At 64.8% G+C, this 21980-nt stretch carries 9 protein-coding genes; 5 read left to right on the forward strand and 4 right to left on the reverse strand.

Going from position 1 to position 21980, the window contains the following annotated elements; genetic code table 11:
* Window positions 1-74: 74 nt before the first annotated feature.
* Together M5B42_RS08915 and M5B42_RS08920 are read right to left on the reverse strand one after the other, a co-directional pair.
* Window positions 75-13106 (reverse strand): non-ribosomal peptide synthetase, encoded by a 13032-nt coding sequence (locus M5B42_RS08915; protein WP_248745596.1) that lies wholly within the window; start codon window positions 13104-13106, stop codon window positions 75-77.
* A gap of 99 nt (window positions 13107-13205) precedes the next feature.
* The gene (locus tag M5B42_RS08920; protein ID WP_103499701.1) at window positions 13206-13964 is read right to left on the reverse strand and encodes an alpha/beta fold hydrolase; all 759 of its coding nucleotides are present in this window, start codon (window positions 13962-13964) and stop codon (window positions 13206-13208) included.
* A gap of 298 nt (window positions 13965-14262) precedes the next feature.
* Between M5B42_RS08920 and M5B42_RS08925 the strand changes: the two genes are divergently transcribed.
* Entirely contained in the window at window positions 14263-14811 is a 549-nt protein-coding gene (locus M5B42_RS08925; protein WP_152736984.1) for an RNA polymerase factor sigma-70, read from the forward strand.
* A 7-nt stretch (window positions 14812-14818) separates the two neighbouring features.
* Here the strand turns inward: M5B42_RS08925 and M5B42_RS08930 are convergent, their stop codons facing one another.
* The gene (locus tag M5B42_RS08930; RefSeq protein ID WP_248745597.1) at window positions 14819-15628 is read right to left on the reverse strand and encodes a transporter substrate-binding domain-containing protein; all 810 of its coding nucleotides are present in this window, start codon (window positions 15626-15628) and stop codon (window positions 14819-14821) included.
* Between the two features lie 98 nt (window positions 15629-15726).
* Window positions 15727-16350 carry a TetR/AcrR family transcriptional regulator gene (locus M5B42_RS08935; RefSeq protein WP_248745598.1) on the reverse strand — a complete coding sequence of 208 codons (624 nt, stop codon included), beginning with the start codon at window positions 16348-16350 and terminating at the stop codon, window positions 15727-15729.
* Between the two features lie 178 nt (window positions 16351-16528).
* On the opposite strand from M5B42_RS08935, the gene M5B42_RS08940 reads away from it, so the two are divergent.
* Genes M5B42_RS08940 through M5B42_RS08955 form a run of 4 tightly spaced genes read left to right on the forward strand, consistent with a single transcriptional unit; the run spans window position 16529 to window position 21955 of the window.
* On the forward strand, window positions 16529-18313 hold the full coding sequence (locus M5B42_RS08940) for an acyclic terpene utilization AtuA family protein (RefSeq protein ID WP_248745599.1): 1785 nt from the start codon (window positions 16529-16531) through the stop codon (window positions 18311-18313).
* 55 nt (window positions 18314-18368) lie between these two features.
* Window positions 18369-19985, forward strand: a complete 1617-nt coding sequence (atuC, locus tag M5B42_RS08945) for a geranyl-CoA carboxylase subunit beta (RefSeq protein WP_248745600.1) — start codon at window positions 18369-18371, stop codon at window positions 19983-19985.
* Between the two features lie 24 nt (window positions 19986-20009).
* Entirely contained in the window at window positions 20010-21167 is a 1158-nt protein-coding gene (atuD, locus tag M5B42_RS08950; protein ID WP_103499695.1) for a citronellyl-CoA dehydrogenase, read from the forward strand.
* Window positions 21164-21955 carry an enoyl-CoA hydratase-related protein gene (locus tag M5B42_RS08955; protein ID WP_349292769.1) on the forward strand — a complete coding sequence of 264 codons (792 nt, stop codon included), beginning with the start codon at window positions 21164-21166 and terminating at the stop codon, window positions 21953-21955. The genes atuD and M5B42_RS08955 overlap by 4 nt, the downstream gene beginning before the upstream one ends.
* Window positions 21956-21980: the final 25 nt, after the last annotated feature.

Genomic DNA, 21980 nt, shown 5'->3' on the forward strand with positions numbered 1-21980 from the left:
TCACGGGCCTCTTCGCGAGCAAGCTCTGCTCCTACAAGTTTTGCAGTGTATTCAGGTTCCCTACTCCGGCCCCCTTACAACCCTTCCAGCTCCGCCATCAGGTCACTCAGGCGATCAACCTTATCCTCGCTGATCCCATTGGCTTCCAGCCCGTCGATATAAACCGCCAACGCCTCCACCGTGCCGCACTCGAACATCGCCCGCAGCGGCACATTGCGCTGCAGGACCTTCTGCACCCGTGAAGCGATCTGCGTGGCCAGCAACGAATGCCCGCCCAGTTCGAAGAAGTTGTCGCGTACACCGACCTGCTCGACCTTCAGCACTTCGGCCCAGACCCCGGCCAGAATCTGCTCCAGTTCATTGCGTGGAGCCAGGTAGTCCTGGCAGACCAACTGGCCGATCTCCAGGACCGGCAAGGCCTTGCGATCAAGCTTGCCATTGGCGTTCAACGGCAGCGCGTCCAGCCACAACCAGTGCAACGGCACCATGTACTCCGGCAACTCGGCCCGCAGGCGCTGGCGAATTCGCTCCAGTCGTTCGTTCACACCCAGGGCCGAATCCGTCGCCACCAGATAACCCACCAGATGCTTGCCATTGGCCCCCTCCTGGACCCCGACCGCCGCCTCGCAAACCTCCGGCTGTTCATGCAGGCGCGCCTCGATTTCCCCCAGTTCGATCCGGTAACCACGGATCTTCACCTGATGGTCGATCCGCCCGACATACTCCAGCACCCCATCGACACGGCGCCGTGCCAGGTCACCAGTGCGATACAGACGCTCGCCCGGAGCTCCGAACGGATGCGGCACAAACACCTGCGCGGTGCGCAACGGATCGCTGACATAACCGCGACCGACCCCGATCCCGGCCACGCACAACTCGCCCACCGCCCCCGGCGGCACCAGTTCATCGGCACCGTCGAGCAGGTACAGACGGTTGTTGTCGGTCGGCAGGCCGATCGGCAGGTAGCTGCCCCGCGTCGAGGCCTCGTCGACCCGGAAAAACGCCACATCATCCGAGCACTCGGCTGGACCATAGGCATTCACCAACCCGACCTGTGGATAGCGTTGCAACCACTGATGGGCCAGCTCGGGCGGCATCGCCTCGCCGGTCGGCAGCAACCAGCGCAGGCCGTCAAGGCTGACCGGGTCGAGGGCGAGCATGCCCTGGATCAGCGACGGCACGCTTTCCAGCACACTGATGCCCTGCTCCCGGACATGCTCCAGCAAAGCTTGCGGATCATGGGCCAGGGCATTCGGCACGATAGCCACCCGCGCGCCGAACAACGGCGCCGCCAGGAACTGCCAGACCGAGATATCGAAGCTTTGCGAGGCCGTCTGGGCAATCACATCCGCCTCGCTCAGTTGCAGGTACGGCACCTTGCTCAACTGGTTGTTGAGCATGCCGCGCTGCTCCACCATCACGCCCTTGGGCAGGCCGGTGGAGCCGGAGGTGTAGATCACGTAGGCCAGATTATCCGGGGCGCTGTGGATACCCGGGTTGGACGACGCATATCCCCCTTCCTGGACGTCTTCCCAGACCAGCAGCTTCGGTCGCAGCGGCTCGGCGAACTCCGCCAGCAAGGCCCGCGCCCGCGCCAGGCAATCCCGGGTGCAGACCAGCAACGGCGTGCGGCTCAATTCGACAATCCGGCTCAGGCGCTGGCCCGGCAGACCCGGGTCCAGCGGCAGGGAGCCGGCGCCGGCCTTGAAGCTGCCGACGATCATGCCCAGCAGCTCCAGGCCCCGTTCGGCCAGCAGCGCCACGGGCTGATCGAGACCGACACCGGCTTGAACCAGTGCATGGCCCAGTCGGTTGGCCGCCAGGTTCAGTTGTTCGTAACTTTGCTGTTGATCCCGGCAGCTCGCCACGATCCGTTGCGGATGTTCGTCGACCCGCGCCTCGAACAGCGCCACATAACTCTGCTCCAACGGATAAGCCCGTTCGCTCTGGTTGCAGTCGTGCAACAGAAATTCCAGCTCCTCTTCAGCCAGCAGCGGCAAGTCGGCCATATCGCCGTGCAAACCGTCCATCAAGGCCAGCAACAGGCGTTTGAACTCGCCGAGCAGACGCTCGATGCTGGCTTCCTCGAAATAACGCCGGTCGTAGGACAGGTGCAGCCCGAGGTCATCGCCCGGATAGCAGACCGCCGTCAGCGGGAAGTTGGTGTGGGTCCGACCCGAATCCGAAGTGGCATTGAAGCTCTGCGCATGGTCGAGTACCGAGACCTGCACCGGGGCGTTCTCGAACACGAACAGACTGTCGAACAACGGCTGGCCCTTGGGCAGCTCGCTGTGTTCCTGGATATTCACCAACGGCAGGTATTCGTACTCGCGCAGTTCCAGATTGTGCGCCAGCAACCCGCTCAGCCAATCACGCACGCTGCAGGTCACGCCGTCCCGGGGCAGTTTCACCCGCAGCGCGATGCTGTTGATAAACAGGCCGACGGTGCGTTGCATCTGCGGCATATCCACCGGACGACCGGCCACGGTCACACCGAACAGCACGTCGCGATCACCGCTGAAACGACGCAGGACCAAAGCCCAGGCCGCCTGGGCAAAGGTGTTCACGGTCAGCTGATGCTGCTGGGCCAACTCCCGCAGACGTGCGCCATCGCGGACATCAAGACGGGTATGGCAATCCCCTACCCGCATCCCGCCAGTAGCCCCCGCATGCTCGCGCAGGAACGGCCGGTCACTCGGAATATGGGTGGCCCGCTCGAAACCTTGCAGGTTATGTTTCCACCACTGCCGGGCCTGCACCAGGTCCTGGCGTTGCAACCAGCCGATATAGTCGCGGTAGCGCGGTGGCTGCACCAGTTGCGCCTCACGGCCCTCGCCCATGGCCGTGTAGATTTCGAAGAAATCGTCCATCAGCAACGAGCGGCACCAGGCATCGATGAGGATATGGTGGTTGCTCATCAGGAACCAGTAGCGCGCCGCGCCGACCTTGATCAGGCGCAGGTGGAACGGCGCCTCACGGAGCAGATCGAAACCGGCTTCGCGCTCGCTTTCGAGCAAGGCTTGCAGACGCGGCTCATGGCCGGCCTCGGCTTCAAGGCTCCAGTCCAGGTATTCGAAAGGCGTGCTGCCCGGCTTGTGGATAACCTGCAACATGTCCTCGCCGACGTTCCAGCAGAAGGAAGCGCGCAGGGCTTCGTGACGGGCGATCACCTGCCGCCAGGCCTCGGCGAAGCGCTGCGGGTCCAGTTCGCTGTCGATGCGGTAGCGGTCCTGCATGTAATAGAGGCCGGTGCCCGGTTCCAGCAAGGTGTGCAGCAGCAGGCCTTCCTGCATCGGCGTCAGCGGGTAGACGTCCTCGATCCGCGCGGCCGGCACCGGCAGTGCATCGAGCTGCGGCTGGGTCAGGCGCGCCAGGGGGAAGTCCGATGGGGTCAGGCCGCCGTTGCCGTCTTTCAGGCAATGTTCGATCAGGCTGTCCAGTTCGCCCAGGTAGGCCTGGGCCAGCTCGGCGACGGTCTGTGGGGCGAGGCGTTCGCGGCTGAAGGTCCAGCGCAGGACCAGCTCACCGCCATACACCTGGCTGTCGATACTCAACTCGTTGGGCAGCGGTGCCTCAGGCGAATGGGCTTGCCCGACCGATTCGTCCAGCGGCCGGAACAGCGCCTCGTCGCCAAAGCTCTGGTCGAACTGCCCCAGGTAGTTGAAGGTGATCGCCGCCTGCGGCAACGCCGCCATCGCCGCGCGATGCGCCGGATCGGCCAGATAGCGCAGCACGCCATAACCCAGGCCCTTGTGCGGCACGCCGCGCAATTGCTCCTTGATTGCCTTGATCGAGGCGCCCTGCCCAGAGGCCTCTTCGATCAGGCACGGGGTCAGGCGCACCGGGTAGGCACTGGTGAACCAGCCCACGCTGCGGGTCAGGTCGATTTCGTCGAACAGGGTTTCGCGGCCATGGCCTTCGAGCTGGATCAGCGCCGAGTCGCTGCCGGTCCAGCGGCAGATCACCCGCGCCAAGGCGGTCAGCAGCAGGTCGTTGACCTGGGTGCGATAGGCCGCCGGAGCCTGTTGCAACAAGGCCCGGGTGCGCGCCGCCGGCAGGCGCACGCTGAGGGTTTGCCCATGACGGTTCTGCAACCCGCCCTGGCGGTTCGTGCCCGGCAGTTCGGTCCCAGGTCCAGCCAGTTGCGCCTGCCAGAGGGTCATCTCTTCGCGCAGCGATTCACTGCCGGCATAGGCCCGCAAGCGCACCGCCCAGTCGCGCAAGGCACTGGTCTTGGTCGGCAGTTGCAAAGCCTGGCCTTCGATCAATTGGGCATACGCCGTTTGCAGATCGTCCAGCAGGATGCGCCAGGAAACGCCATCCACCACCAGGTGATGAATGGCCAGCAGCAGGCGTTGTTCACCCTGCGGCCCGTCCACCAGCAAGGCCCGCAGCAGCGGTCCCTGTTGCAGGTCGAGGCTGCGCTGGGCTTCGGTGTACAGCTCGGTGCACTGCGCCCAGTCCAAGACACGAACCAGCTGCAACACACTGACTTCCGTGGGCGCCACGTACTCCGCCAGCCACTGGCCATGGGGCTGGGTAAAGCGCAGGCGCAACGCGTCGTGATGTTCCAGCAACACCAGCAGCGCCTGTTCCAGGGCATGGGGTTCGAGGACACGTGTTGGGGCCAGCAAGACCGCCTGGTTCCAGTGCTGGCGTTCGGCAATTTCATTGTCGAAGAACCAGTGCTGGATCGGTGTCAGGCCCGAGGCGCCGCTGAGCAGGCCTTGTTCGGCGACGATCCGCTCGCTGCGGGTGGCCACCGCCGCCAGGCTTTGCACGGTCTGGTGCTGGAACAGGTCGCGGGGGCTGAAATGAATCCCCTGCGCCCGCGCCCGGCTGACCACCTGGATCGACAGGATCGAGTCGCCGCCCAGTTCAAAGAAGTTATCGTGCAGGCCCACTGGCGAGAGGTTCAGCACTTCGCTCCAGATAGCCGCCAGGGACTGCTCCAGTTCGTTGCCTGGCGCCACATAGTGCTGGCGGTTGAGCTCCGGGTCCGGTGCCGGCAAGGCGCGGCGATCCAGTTTGCCGTTGCCGGTCAGCGGCATCTGTTCCAGCAGGATCAGGTACGCGGGGACCATATAGTCCGGCAGTTGGCGCTTGAGATGCAGTTTGAGGGCTTCACGCAAGGCAGCCTGTTCGGTCTCGCCCTGCTCGACCACGTCGCTGGTCAGATACGCCGCCAGTTGCCGGCCGCCCGGCATTTCCAGGGCGAGGACCACCGCCTCGCGAATCGCCGGATGTTCCAGCAGACGGTTTTCGATTTCCCCCAGTTCGATGCGGAAACCGCGAATCTTCACCTGATGGTCGACCCGGCCCAGGTACTCGACCTGGCCGTCGGCCAGCTGCCGGACCCGGTCACCGGTGCGGTACAGGCGTCCGCCATCGGCCGAGAACGGATCGGCGACAAAACGCTCGGCGGTCATGCCGGGACGCGCATGGTAACCCTGGGCCAGGCCCGCGCCGCCGACATACAGCTCGCCGGTAGCGCCTTGTGGCAGCAATGCCAGGTCCTCGTCGAGAATAAACGCCACCCGCGCCCCGACCACGCGGCCAATCGGCACGCTGGCGGCACCCTCCTCCAACTGCTCGGGAGCGAGACTGGTCAGGGGCATGACCACGGTTTCCGTCGGGCCGTAGGCATTGAAGAACAGTTGTGGCTTGAAGGCCGCGCGAATCCGCTGCAGGTGCTCACCGGTCAGGGCTTCGCCGCCGGTGATGCACAGGCGCACCGGCAAGATCCGCTCCTGGGTCGCCAGCCATTGGGCCAACTGGCTGCCGTAGCTGGGGGTAAAGCCAAGAACATTGACCCGCTGCTCATCAATCAACTGGCAGATCTGCTCGGCATCCCATTGTCCCTGGGCCCGCAGTACCACTCGGGCACCGCTGAGCAACGGCACCAGCAGGCGTTCGGTGGCGGCATCGAAGTTGATCGAATAGAAATGCAGTTCACAATCGTCGGGCCGCATCTCGAAACGCCGGATCACCGCCTGGCAATGCATGGCGATTTCGCCGTGGGATACCACCACGCCCTTGGGTTTGCCGGTGGAGCCGGAGGTGTAGATCAGGTACGCCTGGTGCTGCGGCAGATTGATAAACGGCAGCTCGGTGGCGGGATAGTCGGCCAGGGCCGGAGCGTCTTGCTCCAGGCACCAGCTCGCCACACCGGTCGGCAGTGGCCCGAGGGCGTCGAGCAACGCGGTGTGGCTCAGCAGCAAACCGACGCCGCTGTCTTCAATCATGTAATGCAGGCGGTCCAGCGGGTATTCCGGGTCCAGCGGCACATAGGCGCCGCCGGCCTTGAGAATCGCCAGCAGACCAACCACCAGGTCCAGCGAGCGCTCCAGCGCCAGGCCGACCCGCACCTGCGGGCCGACGCCCTGCTCGCGCAGGCACCAGGCCAGGCGATTGGCGCGGCGGTCGAGTTCGCCGTAGCTCAGGGTCTCGCCGGCAAAGGTCAGCGCCGGAGCGTCCGGACGGGCCAGGACCTGCTGGCCGAACAGGCTCTGGATGCACGGGTCCAGGCGCTGTTCGCCGGCCTCGTTGCCCAGGCTGTCATGCAACGCCTGTTGCTCGTCGGCCTGCAACAGCGGCAGCTCGCAGAGGCGTTGTTGCGGATCCTCCAGCAAGGCCCGCAGCAGGTTGCGCCAGTGCCCGGCCATACGGGCAATACGCGGCTCGTCGAACAGATCGGTGCTGTAGGTCAGGCAGCAACCCAGGCGCTGGTCGAGGTCGGTGACTTCCAGGTTGAGGTCGAACTTGGTCGCCCGGGCATCGTTGACCAGGTATTCCACGGTCATCTCGCCCAGGCGCCGGCTTTGCTGGAACTCCCAGCGCTGGACATTGCACATCACCTGGAACAGCGGGTTGTAGGCCGCGCTGCGGGGCGGTTGCAGGGCCTCGACCAGTTGATCGAACGGCAGGTCCTGATGGGACTGGCCTTCGATCACGGTATGCCGGACCTGCTCGAACAGCTCGCCGACGCGCATCTGGCCGTCGAGCTGGCAACGCAGCACCTGGGTATTGAGGAAGGCACCGATCAGGCCTTCGCTTTCCGGACGGATCCGGTTGGCCACCGGCGCGCCGATGCGCAGGTCGCCCTGGCCGCTGTAGCGATAGAGCAGCACGGCCAGGGCGGCGGTCATGGTCATGAACAGGGTCAGGCCGTGCTCGGCATTGAAGGTACGAACCCGCGCGGCCAGGGCATCGTCGAGGTCGAAGCGGTACAGCTCGCCACGGTGACTTTGCACCGGTGGCCGCGGCCGGTCGCCGGGCAGTTCGAGCAACGGGTGTTCGTTGCCCAGTTGCGCGGTCCAGTAATCCAGCTGGCGCTGGCGCTCACCGGACTCCAGCCATTCGCGCTGCCAGGCGCTGTAGTCCAGGTATTGCACGGCCAGTGGCGCCAACGGCGATTCGCGGCCTTCGACAAAGGCTTCATAGAGCGCGCTCAGTTCACGGGCGAAGATATCCATCGCCCAGCCTTCGGTGACGATATGGTGCAGGGTCAGGACGAAGTAATGCTCCTGTTCCCCGGCCTTGACCAGGCAGGCGCGCAGCAAGGGTCCGGTTTCCAGATCGAATGGCTGGTGCGCCTCGTTGTCCGCCAGTTGCCGCAGACGCTGCTCGCGGGTGACGGGGTCCAAGGCGGAGAAGTCCTTCAGGGCCAGGCTCAGACCGGTCTCGGCGGCAACCCGCTGACAGGCCACGCCATCCACGCTCGGGAAGGTGGTGCGCAGGGTTTCGTGGCGCAGGATCAACGCCTGCAACGCCGCCTCGAAACAGCCCAGGTCGAACACACCACTGAAGCGCGCCATGCCGCCGACGTTGTAGGCCGGGCTGTCCGGTTCCATCTGCCAGAGGAACCACATGCGCTGCTGGGAATAGGACAAGGGCACCGGCCGGCTGCGGTCGACCGGCTGGATCGCGGTTTGCAGATTACGCCGACCGGCCCCCTGGATCAGCCGGATCTGTTCGGCAAAGGCCCCCAGTTCGCTGGCTTCGAACAGCACCCGTAGCGGCAGCTCGACATCGCAGGCCTGGCGGGTGCGGGAAATAATCCGGGTGGCCAACAACGAATGGCCGCCGAGGGCAAAGAAGTCGTCCCGCAGGCCGACGCGCGGCTGGCCGAGCACTTCGCGCCAGATCGCGGCGATCTGCTGCTCCAGCGCACTTTGCGGCTCCAGATGCTCGCGCACCTGCCACTGCGGTTCCGGCAGGGCCTGGCGATCCAGCTTGCCGCTGGGGCTCAGGGGCATGGCGTCGAGGCGCACCAGTTGCGAGGGCACCATATAGTCCGGCAGCTCGGCGGCCAGCGCGGTCTTGAGGCGTTCGTTCTGTTGCGCTTCGGGCTCGGTGCTGGCGACGCTGGTGTAATAGCCGATCAACTGCGCACCGGCCGCGGTTTCGCGTACCAGCACCACGGCCTGGACCATCTCTTCATGGGCCAGCAGCCGCGCTTCGATTTCCTGCGGTTCCAGGCGGAAACCGCGCAATTTGACCTGCTGGTCGAGACGTCCGAGGTATTCCAGCACGCCGTCGGCATTCCAGCGCACCCGGTCGCCGGTACGGTACAGACGCGCGCCCGCCTCTCCCAGTGGATCGGCGACAAAGCGCTCGGCCGTCAGTCCCGGCCGTCCCAGATAACCCCGGGCCAGGCCGATACCGCCAATGCACAGTTCCCCGGGAACACCGGCGGGCAGCGGATTGAGGTCGGCATCGAGGACCCGGGCAAGCACATTGCCCAGCGGCCGGCCGATAGGTGAACGCTCGCCGTCCGTTACCTGGCAGTGCCAGTGGGTCACGTTGATCGCGGTTTCGGTCGGGCCATAGCGGTTGTGCAACTGCACATTCGGCAAGGCTTCCAGGGTCCGGTCGCGCAGCTCGGCGGGCAAGGCTTCGCCACCGGAAAACAGCCGCCGCAAACTGCCGCAAGCGGACACCTGCGGCTCATGAACGAAGAGTTGCAGCAGTGCCGGGACAAAGTGCAGCGTGGTCACGCCGTAGGTCTGCACCAGTTGCGCGATACGCTGCGGGTCACGGTGTTCGCCGGGGCCGGCGAGCACCAGGCGGCAGCCGCTGATCAGCGGCCAGAAGCATTCCCAGACCGATACGTCGAAGCTGATCGGGGCCTTTTGCATCAGCACGTCGCGGTCATCCAGCACGTAGGTCGCCTGCATCCATTGCAGGCGCTCGGCCAGGGCCGCGTGGGTGTTGCCGACGCCCTTGGGCTGGCCGGTGGAACCGGAGGTGTAGATCACATAGGCGAGGTGCTCGCCTTCCAGATGCAGGCCCGGCGCCTGGCTCGGCCAGGTGTCGAGCTTGAGCAGGTCGAGGGCGATGGCACTGACCCCGGGGGCCACCGGCAAGCTGTCGAGCAGATGACTCTGGGTCAGCAGCAGTTCGACGCCGCTGTCGGCGAGCATATAGGCCAGGCGCTCGGCCGGGTAGTCCGGGTCCAGCGGCACATAGGCGCCGCCGGCCTTGATGATGGCGAGCAGGCCGATCAGCAGTTGCGGCGAGCGCTCGACGGCGATGGCCACCCGCACGTCCGGGCCGACGCCCTTGTCCCGCAGGTAGTGGGCCAGGCGATTGGCCTGGGTGTGCAGGCTGGCGAAGTCGAGACTGCCGCCCTCCCATTGCAGGGCGATGCGTTCCGGGGTCAGCCGGGCCTGTTGTTCGAGCAGCTCCGGCAGCCATTGCCGGGCCGGGGCACAGGCCGCCGCGCCCCATTCGATCTGCCGTGCCTGTTCGGTGTTATCCAGCAGTTGCACATCAGCAATAGCCCGTTGCGGTTGGGCGCAGACTTCACGCAGAAGGCTGACGAAATGTCCGGCCAGGCGCTCGATGGTCGGCGCGTCGAACAACTCGTCGGCGTAGTCGAAGGACAGGCTCAGGCGCCCGCTGCGGTCTTCCTCACTGTGCAATTGCAGGTCGAACTTGGCCTCGCGGCTGTGCCAGGGCAGCTCGTCGGCCAGCAGGCCGGGCAAGCGGCGCAAGGCCCCGAGGTCGCGTTGCTGGTGGTTGAACAGGACCTGGAACAGACCCTGTTCGCGGGCCTGCGGAAAGGCTTCGAGTAGTTGTTCGAACGGCAGGTCCTGGTTCGCCTGGGCTTCGAGGGTGGCCTGGCGGGTGCGGGCCAACAGTTCGCTGAACGGCAGGCGCGCGTCCAGCTCGACCCGCAGCACCAGGGTGTTGATAAAGAAGCCGATCAGCCCCTGGGTTTCCAGGCGCGGACGGTTGGCGCCGGGCACGCCGATGCGAATGTCCTGCTGGCCGCTGTAGCGGTGCAGCAGGCCCTGGAACACCGACAACAACAGCATGAACGGCGTCGACTCGAAGGCCTGGGCGGTCTGGCGCACGGCCTCGCCCAGCGTCTTGTCCAGGCGCAGGGTCAAGCGTTCGGCGCTATGGCGCTTTTGCGCCGAGCGCGGGTGATCGGTGGCCAGGCTCAGGGTCGGCAGTTCGTCGCCGCCCAGGCGGGCTTTCCAGTAATCCAGCTGCCGCTGGCCTTCGCCCTGGGCCAGCCATTGGCGCTGCCAGCCGGCGTAGTCGGCGTACTGCAGGGACAGTGGCGCCAGCTCCGCAACCTGGCCTTGGGCCGCCGCGGCGTAAAGCCTGGCGAACTCGTCCATCAGGATATTCAACGACCAGCCGTCGGCGATGATGTGGTGCATCGTCACCAGCAACTGATGTTCCTGGTCGTCCAGGCGTACCAATGTCACCCACAGCAACGGGCCGTTTTCCAGATCGAATCGAGTGCGCGCTTCGTCCTCGCGGATTTGCCGGGCGCGGGCTTCACGGGCGTCGGCGGGCAAGTCACCGAGGTCGATGCATTGCAATTCGAAAGTGGCCTTGGCCTCGATCCGTTGCAGGGCCTGACCGTCGCGTTCGAGGAACCGCGTGCGCAGGGATTCGTGGCGGTCGATCAATTGCTGGAAGCTGCTGCGCAGCGCTGCTTCATCCAGCTCACCGCGCAGGCGCAGGGCACCGGGAATCGTATAGGCGCTGCTCTGCGGGTCCAGTTGCCAGAGGAACCACAAGCGGTTCTGGGCCAGGGATTGCGGCAGGTCCTGGTTTCGCGACAGCACGGCAATAGCGCCCTGGGCCAGGCCGCCGTCCTGCTGCAAGCGCGCCACTTGTGCGCTGAAGTCGCCGAGGGTCGGCGCTTCGAACAACAGGCGCAGGTTCAGTTCGATACCCAACGCCTCGCGCAGGCGGGCCACCACCTGGGTCGCCAGGATCGAGTTGCCGCCGAGCAGGAAGAAATGATCGTCGCTGGCGACTTGCGTAACCTGCAACAGCTCGGACCAGATTCGGCCGATCAGGGCTTGCAGTTCATCGCCGGCGTTATCTGCCGCCAGGGCGACGTCCGGCTCCACGCCTGTCGTGCGATCCGGGAAGACGGCATAGGCGTCAAGGCTGCCATCGGCCAGGCGGCTGCGGCAGGCCGAACGTTGCAACTTGCCGCTGGAGGTTTTCGGCAAAGCCCCGGGATTGAGCAGCACCACCAGGCTCGGCGCCTGCTGATACGCCTCGGCCACCGCCTGGCGGATCGCCTTGATCAGGGCTTCTGGCGGCAGGATCTTGCGCACGCTGCGGCTGATCTCGGCGGCGATACCGATGCCCTCCTCGCCCCGTTCGGTAACCGCAAACGCCGCGACCCGGCCTTTGCGCACCACCTCCACTTCCCGCTCGATGGTCTTTTCGATGTCCTGGGGATACAGGTTGTGACCACGCACGATCAGCATGTCCTTCAGGCGCCCGGTGATGTAAAGCTCACCGTCGCGCAGGAAACCCAGGTCGCCGGTGCGTAGCCAGGTCGCCCCGGCGTGCTCGACAAAGGTCTTGGCCGAGGCTTCGGGATTGCGCCAGTAACCCCGGGCAATACTCGGCCCGGTGGCCCAGACCTCACCGACCTGATTGTCGGCCAACACGTGCAGAGTGTTCGGTTCGACCACCTGCACGGCATGCCCGGGCTGGCCGGTGCCGCAACTCATCACCGCGTTGCCGTCGCCCGGTTGCGCGCGATTCTGCGCCAGGGCCGCATCGTCCAGGCGCAGGGCGGGAATCCCCCGGCCACGCTGGCCACCGGCAACGAACAAAGTGGCTTCCGCCAGGCCATAGGAGGCGAACCAGGCATCGGCGCTGAAACCGCAAGGCTCGAATTGCTCGGCGAAACGCTCCAGGGTGTCGAGGCGAATCGGCTCGGAACCGGAATAGGCCACCCGCCAGCTTCTCAGGTCCAGGCGCGCCAGCGCGCTGTCGCTGACCCGCTCGCTGCACAGCCGATAGGCGAAGTCCGGGCCGCCGCTGATGGTGCCGCCGTATTCGCTGATCGCTTCCAGCCAGCGCAATGGGCGAGCGAGGAAATAGGCCGGGGACATCAGCACACAGGGCACGCCGCTGAAAATCGGTTGCAGCAGCCCGCCGATCAGGCCCATGTCGTGGTAAAGCGGCAGCCAGCTGACGATCACGTCATCAGGATTGAGATCGATACCGAAACCGCGACGGATCAGTAGTTCGTTGGCCATCAGATTGCCGTGGCTGACCTGCACGCCCTTGGGAAACGCGGTGGAACCCGAGGTGTATTGCAGGAAGGCGATGCCGTCGGCATGCAGTTCGGGCGGGATCCAGTCAGCCGCCAGCGCGCTGTCCAACTGATCGACACAGAGCAGGCGCGGGGCGTCGCCGGCGGACAGTTCATCCATCTGCAACAACGGTTCGCGCAAGGCTTCCTGGGTCAGGACCAGGCGTGGCTCGGCATCGGCAATAATCGACAGCAGGCGTTCCTGATGATGACGACGGGCGGATTCCGGCGGATAGGCCGGCACCGCGATCACCCCGGCGTAGAGGCAACCGAAGAACGCCGCGACGTAATCCGGGCCGCTGGGAAACAGCAGGACCGCGCGGTCCCCAACCTCGGCCTGGGTCTGCAACGCTGCCGCAATGGTCCGCGCCCGCAGGTCCAGGTCGCGGTAACTGAGCACGGCGCCCTGCTCCTGGTTCTCGGCGAGAAAACGCAAGGCCAGCCGCTCCGGCGTCTGCGCCGAGCGACGTTGAAGGGCCTGGGCCAGGGTGCTGGGGAGGTCGAACGCATCCATCATGGTATTCCTGCCTGAAGTCGGCCGGCCCGGAGTCTTGAAGACGGGCAGGCCGATTGAATATGAGACGTGAAAAATAAAGGTGAGGCGCAAAGCCCCGGGTCAGCCCGTCGCCCAGGCCAACTGACGCCGCGTGCCATTACGCCAGCGGGCCAGATGCTCGTCGGCATAACGCCGCAGGCAACGCAGCAGCGCGGCTTCCTGATCGATCAGGTAGAAGTGATGGCCGTCGAACATATCCAGGGAGAAACCGGTGCCGGTTTCTTCCTGCCAGTCGAGCAGCTCATCGGCGCGGATACTGTCCTGCTTGCCGCCGAACACATGGATCGGCAGCGGCAGCGGCGCGCGCTGGCCGTAGCTGAAACTGCCGCAGAGCAGGAAGTCGGCGCGCAGGATTGGCAGCATCAACTGCATCAGGTCGCGGTTGGCCAGGGTTTCCTCGGCCGTGCCCTTGAGTTCGCGCAGCCGCTCGAGCAGTTGTTCATCGGTTTTCGCCACGGCGTACTGGCTGACATCGCGCCGCACCGGCCCGGCGGTCGCCGAAACGAACAGCGCCAACGGCAGCGGCAAGCCACGCTCGTGCAGGACGTGCAGCAACTCGAACGCCAGCAGGCCGCCAAGGCTGTGGCCGAACACGGCATAGGGCTGGTCGAGATCAACGGCGATCTCCTCGGCCAACTGCCCGGCCAGGGTCCTGATATCGCTTTGCAGCGGCTGGTTCATGCGCATGCCGCGCCCCGGCAACTCCAGCGGCGAGACCTGCAGCCACTGCGGCAGCTTGCGCCGCCAGCGGTGGTAGAACGTGGCGCTGGCACCGGAGTAAGGAAGGCAGAACAGTCGCAGTCCGGGGGAGGTGTTCATGCCCAGCCACCCTTGATGAAAACCATGTCGCCCTCCTCGAAGATACCGATCCTGGACCGTGCGGGTGCCCGGCCTGTTCTCCATGAGAACGGATGGCCCGAGGGAATAATTAGTCCCGGTCGCCCTCTGCAAGGCCGGTGGCAGAGCACAATGAACAGGCAGGTATCAAGCGGCACACAATATGATTAGTTATTTTTCTCATTTGACAATCATTATCATTCATCCTACTTTTATGTCCGCCAAGCCGGGCACCTCTCACGGCACTGCCCCGCTACCTACTCGCTACAAGGTGATTTCCATGATGGAACATGTACCCACAAGCAAGTGCGACTCACCGCTACTGCAGGCCTTTGTCGACAACCGTCTGATCCTGGTCAAGATTGCCGCGCGCATCACCGGCTGCCGCTCTCGCGCCGAGGACGTGGTGCAGGACGCGTTTTTCCGCCTGCAGTCGGCGCCGCAGATCACCTCCTCGTTCAAGGCCCAGTTGAGCTACCTGTTCCAGATCGTGCGCAACCTGGCCATCGACCACTACCGCAAGCAGGCGCTGGAGTTGAGGTATTCGGGGCCGGAAGAGGAAGGCTTGAACGTAGTGATCCAGGGGGCGTCGCCGGAAAACTCGCACATCAATTTCCGCACACTGGAAAATATCGCCGATGCCCTCGGCGAGTTGCCGCAGCGCACCCGCTATGCGTTCGAGATGTACCGGCTGCACGGCGTGCCGCAGAAGGACATCGCCAAGGAGTTGGGGGTTTCACCGACCCTGGTGAACTTTATGATTCGCGATGCGCTGGTGCATTGCCGCAAGGTCTCGGGAACCCGCGGCAACAGCCTGGCAGGACGTTAAGCAGGGACTACTGGCCCGCCACCGCAGCAGCGGCCGGCATCACCGTGATGCGATAAGGCTGGAAGATTTTCAGCAACTCGCCGCTGTCATGCAGGCGCTGCAACAGCTTGCCGAACGCCTCGCCACTGATGGGCGCTTGCGGACGCAGGATCGCGTAGTGATGGTAGACCTGGTCGATCCGCTCGGAGATCAGCAGCTCCTTGGCCACATCCGGGTTGCGGATCAGGTAGTCGGACAGGTAGGAGCGGGTCACCAGGGCGATATCGGCCCGCCCGCGCAGCACCATCAGCAGATTGGCGTCATGGGAGTACGTCAGGGTGGCGTTGTAGGTGTCGGCGAGGAACTTGGGGTCGGCGTTGAAGCTGGCAAACTCGTAGTGGTAACCGCTGAACAGGGCCAGGCGCTTGCCCTTGAGGTCGGCAAAGTAGCTTTCGCCGCGACCCGGCTCACGCTGGGCGACAAACACTTCGGCGTCCTCCAGCCCCATGTCGACCGCTGTATGCGGAATATCCTTCCAGCCCCAGGCCGGGTTCTCGAAGATCGCCATATCGGTCCGGCCCTGCTGCAGATCACCGAAACGACGCGGAATCGAGGTCGGCACCAGGGTGAACTGGTAATCGCTCTGCAACTTGTTCAAGGCCTCGGCCAGCTGCGGCAACAAGCCGGTATCGGCGCCCTGCTCGGGTCGGATGGTGTAGGGCGGGAAATGCGCGGCGCCAATCCGAACCAGTTGGGCCGCCGAAACCGGCAAGATCACCAACGCCGAGAGCGCCAACAACAGGATCCGGGAAACCGTGCGCACGGGCAGGACGTTCAAAGGCACACACCTCAGGAAAAAAATCGTGGCATCAAACTAGGCGGTTTTCCCAACTTAGACAACTTTCCGCCCGCTAATTAATGACTTGCGCAGCAACATCACGAGTCTTTGAGAATCAACATCAAAGCCTCTTCGGCCAACTGATCCAGCGTCAGGCTGCCCTGGGGTCGAAACCAGGTGGTGGTCCAGGACAAGGCGCCGGTCAGGAAGCGCCGGGTGATGAACACGTCGCCCTTGATATAGCCGGCATCGCGGGCTTCGCCCAGCACCTGGAGCCAGATCTGCTCGTAGAGATCGCGCAAGGCCAGGACCTTGGCCTGCCCCTGCTCGGACAACGAGCGCCATTCATAGACCAGCACCGCCATGGCTTCACCGGTGCCACCCATGATCGATTGCAGTTCACAACGGATCAGCGCCAGCACCCGTTCACGCAGGCTGCCGGCTTCGGCCAGCGACGCGCGCATCAGGGCGGTGTTGTAAACGATAGTCTCCTCCATCACCGCGCGCAGGATTTCGTCCTTGCTTTTGAAGTGATGGAACAGGCTGCCGGACTGAATGCCGATGGCACTGGCCAGGTCACGCACCGTGGTGCGGTCGAAGCCCTGGCTACGAAACAGGTGGGCCGCGGTCTGCAGCAATTTGCCCCGGGCGCTGTCCGGGTCGGTCAGTTGTCCGGTGCTGACCAGTTCGCGCATGACACGCTGGGCTTGTTGCTCGTTCACGGCATTTTCCTCATGACTCTACGGCGTCCCACCCTCGGCCCACCGCAGGAGGGAGGTTGCGCGCAATTTAAGCCTACCAGGACAGCCAAGCAAGCGCTTGGGGTGAACGGACCGGCGGGATTTACAAACCAAGCGCTTGCTTGGTAGTCTCGTCCAGGGATTTTCGGAGGCGGCTCTGATGAAGGCAAGGGTTCGTGTCGGTTGCGCCAGTGCGTTCTGGGGCGATACCAGCAGCGCGGCGGCGCAGTTGGTCGAAGGCGGGCGCCTGGACTACCTGGTGTTCGACTATCTGGCGGAAGTGACGATGTCGATCATGGCCGGGGCGCGGATGAAGGACCCCGCCGCCGGTTATGCGACGGACTTCGTCGAGGTCCTGCGGCCCCTGCTCGGCGAGATCGCCCGCCAGGAAATCCGTGTGATCAGCAATGCCGGCGGGGTCAATCCACAGGCCTGCGCCGCGGCCCTGCAAGCAGCCTGCAACACCGCCGGAGTACCGTTGAAGATTGCCGTGCTGCTGGGCGACGACCTGCAACCGCAGCTTGGGCAACTGGCCGCGAGCGGTATCCAGGAAATGTTCAATGGCACGGCGCTGCCCGCGCACTGTGTGTCGACCAACGCCTACCTTGGCGCGCCGGGCATCGCCCATGCACTAAGCCTGGGCGCGGATGTGGTGATCACCGGGCGGGTGGTCGACAGCGCGCTGGTCAGTGCCGCCCTGGTGCATGAATTCGGCTGGTCCTGGCAGGACTACGACAAGCTGGCCCAGGCCGCCCTCGCCGGGCATATCATCGAGTGCGGCGCGCAGTGTACCGGCGGCAACTTCACCGATTGGCGCGAGGTGCCGGACTACGAACACATCGGTTTTCCCATCGTCGAGGTCAGCGCCGACAGCCACTTCGTTGTCAGCAAGCCTGAAGGTTCCGGCGGTCTGGTGACACCGCTGACCGTGGGCGAGCAACTGCTCTACGAAATCGGCGATCCCAGGGCCTATCTGCTGCCGGATGTCATTTGCGATTTCACCCGGGTCCGGCTTGTGCAGCAGGCCGCCAATCGCGTCAGCGTCAGCGGCGCCAGGGGTTTGCCACCGACCGCGCAATACAAGGTCTGCGCCACCTATCCTGATGGATTCCGCTGTACCGCCAGTTGCCTGATGGCCGGGATTGACGCCGTGGCCAAGGCCCGCCGGGTCAGCCAGGCGATCCTCGACAAGACCAGTGAAATGCTCGGCGCCCGGGGCTGGCCGCCCTACAGCGAAGTCAGCAGCGAGCTGCTCGGCAGCGAAGCCACCTACGGGCCCCATGGCCACCGCCAGGACAGCCGCGAGGTGGTGATCAAGCTGGCGGTGCGTCATCCCGAGCGCCAGGCGCTGCTGCTGTTTTCCCGGGAGATCGCCCAGGCCGCCACCGGCATGGCCCCGGGGCTGACCGGGATCCTCGGCGGACGGCCCACGGTCTCCCCGCTGATCCGCCTGTTTTCCTTCCTGATCGATAAAGAGGCCTGCACATTGAGCGTGCATCTCGACGGCCAGGCGCATGCCGTCGCCCTGCCCGCCTCGAACGCCATGCAATCCATTGCCGAAGACCTGCAACCGCCCAGGCCACAGGGCCGTGCCGAAGCCAATGTGCCCCTGGTGAAACTGGCGGTGGCGCGCTCCGGCGACAAGGGCAATCACAGCAATATCGGGGTCATGGCGCGGCATCCCGACTATCTGCCGTGGATCGCCGAGGCCTTGACCCCGGCGGTGGTGGTGGACTGGATGGGCCATGTCCTCGACCCCATCCATGGCCGTGTCGAACGCTGGTATCTGCCCGGCAGCCACAGCCTGAACTTTTTGCTGGAAAACGCCCTGGGCGGCGGCGGTATCGCCAGTTTGCGCATCGACCCCCAGGGCAAGGCCTTTGCCCAGCAACTGCTGGAAATCCAGATTCCCGTGCCACGACAGATTGCCGATCAACTGGCTTGAGGACTGTCACCGTGACCTGTGCATCCCTGTTCGATCAAGCCCCCAGGAGAATCCCATGCCCGTGATCGAATCCCGGCTCGATGACCATGGCGAGGATTTCGCCCGTCATCGCCAAGCCATGCTCGCCGGCCTCGGGCAGATCCGCCAACTGGAACAGAACCTGCTGGACAAGGCCGAAAGCGCGCGGGAGAAATTCGCCGGCCGGGGTCAGTTGCTGCCCCGGGAACGCCTGAACCTGCTGCTCGACCCCGGCGCGCCGTTTCTCGAACTGGCCAGCCTGGCCGGCTACAAGTTGCACGACGACAAGGATGGCAGCCTCGCCGGTGGCGGCCTGATTGCCGGTATCGGCCATGTCTGCGGCGTGCGCGTGCTGGTGGTAGTCAACAACAGCGCGATCAAGGGCGGGACCATTTCCCCCAGCGGCCTGAAAAAGACCCTGCGCCTGCAACAGATTGCCCTGGAAAACAAACTACCGGTGATCACCCTGGCCGAAAGCGGCGGGGCCAACCTCAACTACGCGGCGGAGATTTTCGTCGAAGGCGCGCGCAGTTTCGCCAATCAAGCGCGGATGTCGGCAATGGGCCTGCCACAGGTCACCGTGGTCCACGGCTCGGCGACGGCGGGCGGCGCCTATCAACCGGGGCTCTCGGATTACGTGGTGGTGGTCCGTGGCAAGGCCCGCTTGTTTCTCGCAGGTCCCCCATTGCTCAAGGCGGCCACCGGTGAAGTGGCGACCGACGAGGAACTCGGCGGCGCGCAGATGCATGCCCAGGTGGCCGGCACCGCCGAATACCTGGCGCAAAACGATGCCGACGGCGTGCGTATCGCCCGGGAAATCATCGCCCAACTGCCCTGGAACGACCGACTGCCGATCACAGCCGCCAGGACCTGGGCCGAACCGCTCTACCCCATCGACGAGCTGCTCGGACTGATCCCCGACGACCCGAAAAAACCCTATGACGTGCGCGAGATCGTCGCCCGGCTGGCCGACGGCTCGAACTTCCTCGAATTCAAGGCCGAGTTCGACACCCAGACAATCTGCGGCCATCTGCAGATCCAGGGCCGGCCCTGCGGCCTGATCGGCAATAACGGCCCGATCACGCCCAAGGGCGCGAGCAAGGCGGCGCAGTTTATCCAGCTCTGCGACCAGAGCCGCATGCCCCTGGTGTTCCTGCATAACACCACCGGCTTCATGGTCGGCACCGAGGCCGAGCAACAGGGGGTGATCAAGCACGGGGCGAAGATGATCCAGGCGGTGGCCAACGCCCGGGTGCCGAAATTGACCCTGGTGGTCGGCGGTTCCTATGGCGCCGGCAACTACGCCATGTGCGGCCGCGGCCTGGACCCGCGTTTTATCTTCGCCTGGCCCGGCAGCCGTACGGCGGTGATGGGCGGCGCCCAGGCCGGCAAGGTGCTGCGCATCGTCACCGAGGCGCGGCAGCTCAAGGACGGCCTGGTGCCCGACACCAAGATGCTCGACGGGCTGGAACAGATGACCGCGCAGAAGCTCGACAGCCAGTCCACCGCGCTCTATGGCACGGCCAACCTGTGGGACGACGGCCTGATAGACCCTCGGGACAGTCGCACGCTGCTGGGTTATTTGCTGGATATCTGCCACGAAGCCGAGGTTCGTCAGCTACAACCCAATAGCTTTGGCGTGGCGCGGTTCTGATCAACGATCACGGAGCACAAGGAAATGATCTTCACCCAGGAACATGAAGCCCTGCGGCGCACCGTGCGCCAGTTCGTCGAACGCGATATCAACCCCCATGTCGACGAGTGGGAGAAAGCCGGACGCTTTCCCATTCATGAGATTTTCCGCAAGGCCGGCGAGCTGGGCCTGCTCGGTATCTCCAAGCCGCAAGCCTTCGGCGGCCTGGGCCTGGACTACAGCTACTCCATCGTCGCCGCCGAGGAGTTCGGCACCATTCATTGCGGCGGGATTCCCATGTCCATCGGCGTGCAGACCGATATGTGCACCCCGGCCCTGGCGCGCTTCGGTTCCGATGAACTGCGCGAGCAGTTCCTTATTCCGGCGATCCGTGGCGAACAGGTGGGTTGCATCGGCGTGTCCGAGGTCGGTGCCGGCTCCGATGTCGCCGGGCTCAAGACCCGCGCGCGCAAGGACGGCGACGACTATGTGATCGACGGCAGCAAGATGTGGATCACCAATTCGCCCTGCGCCGACTTCATGTGCCTGCTGGCCAATACCTCGGACGACAAGCCGCATCTGAACAAGTCGTTGATCATGGTGCCGATGGACAGCCCCGGGATCAGCCTTAGCCCGCACCTGGACAAGCTCGGCATGCGCAGTTCGGAAACCGCCCAGGTGTTTTTCGACAATGTGCGGGTGCCCCAGCGCAACCGCATCGGCCAGGAAGGCGCGGGTTTCATGATGCAGATGTTGCAGTTCCAGGAGGAACGGCTGTTCGGCGCGGCCAATATGATCAAGGGACTGGAGTATTGCGTCGACAGCACCCTGGCCTACTGCAAGGAGCGCCAGACCTTCGGCGCACCGCTGATCGACAACCAGGTCATTCACTTCCGCCTGGCGGAGCTGTCGACCGAGATCGAAGCGCTGCGGGCGCTGGTCTACCAGGCCACCGAGCAGTACATCAACGGGCAGGACGTGACCCGGTTGGCCTCCATGGCCAAGCTCAAGGCCGGGCGCCTGGGTCGCGAGGTCAGCGACAGTTGCCTGCAATATTGGGGCGGCATGGGCTTTATGTGGGACAACCCGGTGGCCCGGGCCTATCGCGATATGCGCCTGGTGTCGATTGGCGGCGGTGCCGACGAGATCATGCTGGGGATCATCTGCAAGTTGATGGGCAGCTTGCCGGGGAAAAAGCGGTGATTGCCCTGCCGGTGTGCCGGACCTTGCGCCTGGCTTTGGAAGGCGGCGTGCTGCGGATCACCCTTGCTCGTCCGGACAGCCGTAACGCGATGAACCGGCAGATGGTCGACGAGCTGCGCGCGACCCTCGCCGCCGTGCGCCTTGATCACAGCGTTCGCGTGCTGGTGCTGCGGGGAGACGGCGGGCATTTTTGTGCCGGTGGAGATCTTCAGGATATGGCCCGGGCCCGGGACGCTGGTGTCGAGGCCTGCCGCGATTTGAACCGGGCCTTCGGCGCCTTGCTGGAGGAAACCCAGAGCGCCTCGCAGGTGGTGATTGCCCTGCTGCAAGGGGCGGTGCTGGGCGGCGGCTTGGGATTGGCTTGTGTCAGCGATATCGCCATCGCTCAGAGCAGCGCCGGCTTCGGCTTGCCGGAAACCAGCCTGGGGGTATTGCCGGCGCAGATTGCGCCGTTCGTAGTGCGGCGGGTCGGTTTGACCCAGGCGCGGCGCTTGGCTCTGACTGCAGCGCGGTTCGATGGGAACGAAGCCGGGCGCCTGGGGCTGGTGCATTTTGTCGAGGTGGACGAGAAGGCCCTGGACGCACGCCTGGAGACAGTGATCGCCCAGGTGCTGCGCTGCGCGCCGGCGGCGAATGCGCTGACCAAGGCGTTGTTGCTGGATGAACAGCCGCTGGGGCCTTTGCTGGACCAGGCCGCCGAATGGTTTGCAAAAGCCGTGACCGGAGAGGAAGGGGCCGAGGGGACGTTGGCCTTTGTGCAGAAACGGGCACCGCGTTGGCAGCCCTGAAAAGCTTCGCGGGCAAGCCCTGCTC

This window comes from Pseudomonas sp. MWU12-2037, from assembly GCF_023242345.1.
GTDB lineage: Bacteria > Pseudomonadota > Gammaproteobacteria > Pseudomonadales > Pseudomonadaceae > Aquipseudomonas > Aquipseudomonas gingeri_D.

What these genes read in the sequence shown, in the direction of transcription:
- M5B42_RS08915 (WP_248745596.1), bottom strand. Translation starts at nt 13,106, where the DNA reads ATGATGGATGCGTTCGACCTCCCCAGCACCCTGGCCCAGGCCCTTCAA.
- M5B42_RS08920 (WP_103499701.1), bottom strand. Translation starts at nt 13,964, where the DNA reads ATGAACACCTCCCCCGGACTGCGACTGTTCTGCCTTCCTTACTCCGGT.
- M5B42_RS08925 (WP_152736984.1), top strand. Translation starts at nt 14,263, where the DNA reads ATGATGGAACATGTACCCACAAGCAAGTGCGACTCACCGCTACTGCAG.
- M5B42_RS08940 (WP_248745599.1), top strand. Translation starts at nt 16,529, where the DNA reads ATGAAGGCAAGGGTTCGTGTCGGTTGCGCCAGTGCGTTCTGGGGCGAT.
- atuC (WP_248745600.1), top strand. Translation starts at nt 18,369, where the DNA reads ATGCCCGTGATCGAATCCCGGCTCGATGACCATGGCGAGGATTTCGCC.
- atuD (WP_103499695.1), top strand. Translation starts at nt 20,010, where the DNA reads ATGATCTTCACCCAGGAACATGAAGCCCTGCGGCGCACCGTGCGCCAG.